This window comes from Thermobrachium celere DSM 8682, assembly GCF_000430995.1.
In the GTDB taxonomy this organism is placed as follows: Bacteria; Bacillota; Clostridia; order Clostridiales; family Caloramatoraceae; genus Thermobrachium; species Thermobrachium celere.
On the sequence record NZ_HF952008.1, the window covers coordinates 5,919 to 6,464 of the forward strand.

1 pseudogene is annotated in these 546 nt (G+C 33.3%); it reads right to left on the minus strand.

Annotated features, from left to right (window positions below):
- A pseudogene (locus TCEL_RS14280) lies at positions 1-546 on the minus strand (sigma 54-interacting transcriptional regulator); the annotation flags it as partial.

Genomic DNA, 546 nt, shown 5'->3' on the forward strand with positions numbered 1-546 from the left:
CTTTTCATCCCCTAATCTATATACAACTCCATCCTGAAGAACCCTTAAAAGCTTTGCCTGCATATTAAGTGGCATATCTCCTATTTCATCTAAAAATATTGTACCATTATTAGCAAATTCAAATTTACCTATCTTACCCTTTTTTAAGGCTCCTGTAAATGCACCTTCTACATAACCAAACAATTCACTTTCAAGTAGGTTCTCTGGTATAGCACTGCAGTTTATTGCAACAAAATTTCCTTCTCTTCCACTTGCTTGATGGATAGCTTTTGCAAATACCTCTTTTCCTGTTCCACTCTCTCCCATTATTAAAACGCTAGCATTTGAACTTGCTACTCTTCTTGCTATTGATATCGCATCGAGTATTTTTTACTTTTTCCATAAATACTTGAAAACTAAACTTTTCTGCTATCTCTTTGTTGTATTGGCTCTTTAGAAACTCAACCTTCTTCTTTTCATTTTCAAGTTGAACAGATAGATTTACAACTTCAGTAACGTCTCTATCTGTTGAAACAGCAGCAATTACTTCATTATTTGTATTATATA